At 45.4% G+C, this 4,057-nt stretch carries 5 protein-coding genes; 3 read left to right on the top strand and 2 right to left on the bottom strand.

Annotated elements, in window-relative coordinates; translation table 11 throughout:
* The 3 genes from IH879_20955 to IH879_20945 form a co-directional block, all read left to right on the top strand.
* Positions 1-1,426: GMC family oxidoreductase (locus IH879_20955; GenBank protein MCH7677398.1), on the top strand; the 1,426-nt coding region annotated here is incomplete at its 5' end.
* A complete protein-coding gene (locus tag IH879_20950) occupies positions 1,413-2,384 on the top strand; it encodes a Gfo/Idh/MocA family oxidoreductase (protein ID MCH7677397.1) in 972 nt (323 codons plus the stop codon). The genes IH879_20955 and IH879_20950, both read left to right, overlap by 14 nt.
* Positions 2,385-2,411: 27 nt before the next feature.
* Positions 2,412-3,236, top strand: a complete 825-nt coding sequence (locus IH879_20945; GenBank protein MCH7677396.1) for a hypothetical protein — start codon at positions 2,412-2,414, stop codon at positions 3,234-3,236.
* 112 nt (positions 3,237-3,348) lie between these two features.
* On the opposite strand, the gene IH879_20940 is transcribed toward IH879_20945, so the two are convergent.
* Both IH879_20940 and IH879_20935 read right to left on the bottom strand, forming a co-directional pair.
* The gene (locus tag IH879_20940; GenBank protein ID MCH7677395.1) at positions 3,349-3,726 is read right to left on the bottom strand and encodes a DUF814 domain-containing protein; all 378 of its coding nucleotides are present in this window, start codon (positions 3,724-3,726) and stop codon (positions 3,349-3,351) included.
* 85 nt (positions 3,727-3,811) lie between these two features.
* On the bottom strand, positions 3,812-3,994 hold the full coding sequence (locus IH879_20935; GenBank protein ID MCH7677394.1) for a hypothetical protein: 183 nt from the start codon (positions 3,992-3,994) through the stop codon (positions 3,812-3,814).
* Positions 3,995-4,057: the final 63 nt, after the last annotated feature.

Here is a 4,057-nt window from a genome sequence, read left to right as displayed (position 1 = left end):
TCGCGGTCAGCATAATTGGGCAGCTGACGCTTCAGTAGAATTGACTCCCTACTACTCTAAAGAGATCCCTTATCGCGTATTGGCCGGCGGCAACAGCAAAATCATGGGAGCTTACACCTGTGTTGGCGGACCGTCCGTATTTTACGGCGGTGTTTCCATGCGGCTTCGTGAAGCTGACTTTGAAGTGGCGCCTGAAATCGCGAACAATTCGGACGCAAGCTGGCCATACAAATATACTGATTTGGAATCGTTTTATTGCCAGGCAGAAGAGATTCTGGGCATTGCAGGCGAACCTGGCGATCCCACCGAACCAAACCGCAGCAAACCATTTCCGGGAAAACTTGGGAAGCTTTCCGAGGTATCGCAAATGATCGGTCAAGCGGCAGACGATTTGGGATATCACCCCTTTCGACTTCCCTTGGCAATTAATTATGGCCAGCAAAACGGACAAGCCCAGTGCATTGCTTGCCCTACTTGCGATACATTCGCCTGTGCCATTCAAGCTAAAAATGATCTGGCAACCCGCGTGTTGCCCGGTTTAATAGAAAAAGGGTTAGAAATAAAAGTCAACACAGTTGCTGTAAAGCTAAAAACAGCAAAAGGGCGCATTTCCCAAGTAGATTGCTTCGATAAAAAGTTCGGAGAGAATAAAAGTTACCACGCTAAATTAGTGATCTTGTCGGCGGGTTCATTAGCGTCTCCGCATTTGCTATTGGCTTCCGGTCTTGAACAATTAAATCCGGGGGGAGATGTCGTCGGCCGGTATTTGACACGACACTGCAACGCCATTGCCTTTGGGTTTTTCCCGAAGCGCCCGGACCCGCATAATGAATTTCATAAACAGCTCGGCATTCATGATTTTTATTTTGGACATTCGAGCATCAAATCTCCGAAGGGTAAGCTTGGCAGTATGCAGCAACTGCAGACACCGCCCATCGGACTCGTGAAAGGGATGCTTCCCAAACCAATTGGTAAATTGGCGGCTCTTTTTGTACCGCATTTGACCGGACTGATCGTCCTGGCGGAAGATCAACCGAAATATGAAAATCACCTTGCTCTCGATCGTTCGAAATCAGATCGATTTGGGTTGCCTCAACTTCAGATTACTCATCACTATACAAAAAGAGATTATGCAGCGAGAGACGCCTTATTGAAAAAGGCTCAAGGAATTTTAAAAAAGGCCGGCGCAATTCTTTTTTATAAACACAAAATAAAAACGTTTTCCCACGCTGTCGGCACGGTTCGCATGGGTGAAAGTCCGGAATCTTCCGCACTGGATCAGTACTGTCAATTTCGGGGAATCGACAATCTGTTCGTGGTTGACGGTAGTTTCATGCCAACCTCAGGGGGGCTGAATCCTAGTTTAACGATTTCGGCAAATGCGTTGCGTGTGGGCCGGCATATTCTGAAAAATGAAATTCTCTAATACGAAAAACACCATAAACCTGGCCTTTCTTGGCTGCGGCAAAGCTACTCAAATACACAGCAAAACCCTGGCAGGATTCGAAAAAATTCAATTGTATTACGCCAGCAGGGATAAAAACAAGGCGGAAAACTTTAATCAGAAATTCAGCGGTCACGGGATTTTTGAATCGTATATGGCCGCCATTCAAGCGGAAAATGTTAATGTCGTTTTAATTGCCACGCCGCCAAAGCAGCATCTCGACCTGACTTTGAAAGCCCTGGAAGCGGGCAAACATGTCATCGTAGAAAAACCACCGTTTTTGAATTCAAGCGATTTTAAATTAGTTGGCAAAGCCCGGAAGAAAGCCGACCGGCGGGTTTTTGTGGCGGAAAATTACTTCTACAAACCGCTTGCTTTCAAATTACGGGACCTAATCAAGTCCGGTATAATCGGAGAAATTCTATTTGTGCACATCAACGCCCTCAAAAAGCAGGTCATAAAAAAAGAAGAGTGGCGCAGTGACTCAGAGCTGTCCGGCGGCGGCGCGCTTTTCGAAGGCGGCATTCACTGGATTAACTTGATTGCTAATCTGGGGCTAAACGTAAAAACGATCAAAGGCCTTCGGCCCGGCCACAAAAACGGCGTAGAAAAAAGTATCCTTATTACAATGGAATACGAGGAAGGTCCGGTTGGGACGCTTTATCACTCCTGGGAAACGCCTTCGCTTTTTAAGGGGCTGAGACTTTCGAAAATTTACGGCCGGGAAGGCAGCATCACCTTCGAGTCAAACGGGATATTTATTTTTGTGCGGGGCCGAAAAAAACAACTCATTTTCCCCGGCCTAAAGGATATTGCCGGTTATAAAGGCATGTTTCGGGATTTTATCGATTGCATTAGAAATGGAAGGGCGCCAATGTTTACCTTCGACTTAGCTGAGCAGGACATTAAGCTTATTGAAAAAGTCTACGAATCAATTTAATCAGAATCAGGAGGGAGTTCTAAACCTATGGATTTTATAATTGCACTCATCATTGGACTCATGGCAGGACTGCACACCTCGACCTGGGGAATGTATAAAGACGCCCCGCATGAGGGCTTCACCTGGCCAAAATATTTTCGCAGCACGCTTATGGGCGCAGCAGCTTCGGTCAGTGTTTATCTTGTTACTAAACTAAATATGACCCAACCCGGAAATATGGTCGTCCTTTATGGGGTTACCTATGTGATTGAACGGGCGTTGGTGGAGTTTTGGAAGACCTTTCTTCGGGTGCAGGATCAATCAAAATATTTCATTCCCATGCAATTTAGCTTCCGAGGAGAAGTGATAAAAAGTCACGCCATCCGCTTGAGCGTCGGCGCTCTTTATTTCACCGGCGAGGTTTTGGTCGTTTGGGGCGTTTATTATTTGCAGACCATAAACTTCGGCGGCGGTTCAGGAATGATAGTGGTATTGGTGCTTGGCGGTATCGGCGGCTGGATTTCAGCTTTTGGCGGCGCCTGGAAAGACGCACCGAAGGAGGGATTTGAGATCCCTAAATTTTTCCGAAGCCCGGTCATGGCGATGTCGTACGCCTTCATGCTTGCTCATTTTACCGAAAACTATCTTTTTATCACTTTTGGAGCGTTAGGTTATACGATTGGCACGATTGAAACTTATAAAACCTTTTTCTTCCCAAACAAACCGCGCGGCAAGTTTTCGGGAATGCCAATCAAATTTCCGGAAATGTTGAAGAGAAGAAACTATTTCGTACCCATGTACGTGGCAATTTGGCTGGCGGTTATTACGACCATTGTGGTAGCTTTTATCCAACCGCATCAAGGGTTAATCTAACTGTTGCAGTGCTTACCGAAGAGTTAGTCCGAAGGCGTCCCGCCGAGGATTCCTAAGTTCTGAATTTTGAAAAGGCTCAGCGGGACGCCTTCGCCATAGTTTTTGAGATAACTTATTTAATTTCCTCAAGCAATTCTGGACGAACCAGCAATTTCTTTGCGTTTTTTATGGTTACCTTTCCCGGCCTCATCCCCCGCGGTTTACCAACTTGTTTTACAAAGCAATAAGAAACCGCTACTTTGCCACCGGTGCGCATTTTGGAAAACCAGGCCGCCAGAGCAGCAGCCTCGCGCAGACTTTCTTTGTCGGGTTGACCTTTCGTTTCACCGCAGCGCAAGATGACGTGGCTTCCTGGGGTTCCGCTGACATGAAACCAGACGTCGTTGGCGTGACCGACTCTAAAAGTCAGATAATCGTTGCTTGCGTCGTCCTGACCGACCAGTATTTCAAGGCCGGTGGAGCTTTGGAATTTTTTGATTTTGAAAAGCACTAAACTGGGGACGAGAATAGGGCGTCAAATACAGTGATTTCTTTTTTGGGGGACTATAAAAGTGTTTCTTTTTCAGAAGATAAAATCATTGATTCATTTCTAAATCGTTTATCGTTAAACAAATTGCATCATACCAACTGATATTATCGCCAATTCTTTCTTCAATGATCTTAACTTCATTCTCACTTAGTTCTCGTCCAAGTTCATCTTCAGCAACCTTTTGCACATCTTCAATATTGATTGAATAAATTACTTTATTTATATCCATTTGAAAATCCTATGTGAATTTATGAAAGTATTCATCAATTTCAGGTCTTAGCTCTATACCAAC

The organism is candidate division KSB1 bacterium (genome assembly GCA_022562085.1).
GTDB lineage: Bacteria > Zhuqueibacterota > Zhuqueibacteria > Oceanimicrobiales > Oceanimicrobiaceae > Oceanimicrobium.
This window is presented reverse-complemented; position numbering and strand designations above follow the sequence as displayed.

Excerpts from the sequence above, each read along its gene's own strand:
- IH879_20945 (MCH7677396.1), top strand. The coding sequence starts at position 2,412 with ATGGATTTTATAATTGCACTCATCATTGGACTCATGGCAGGACTGCAC.
- IH879_20950 (MCH7677397.1), top strand. The coding sequence starts at position 1,413 with ATGAAATTCTCTAATACGAAAAACACCATAAACCTGGCCTTTCTTGGC.
- IH879_20935 (MCH7677394.1), bottom strand. The coding sequence starts at position 3,994 with ATGGATATAAATAAAGTAATTTATTCAATCAATATTGAAGATGTGCAA.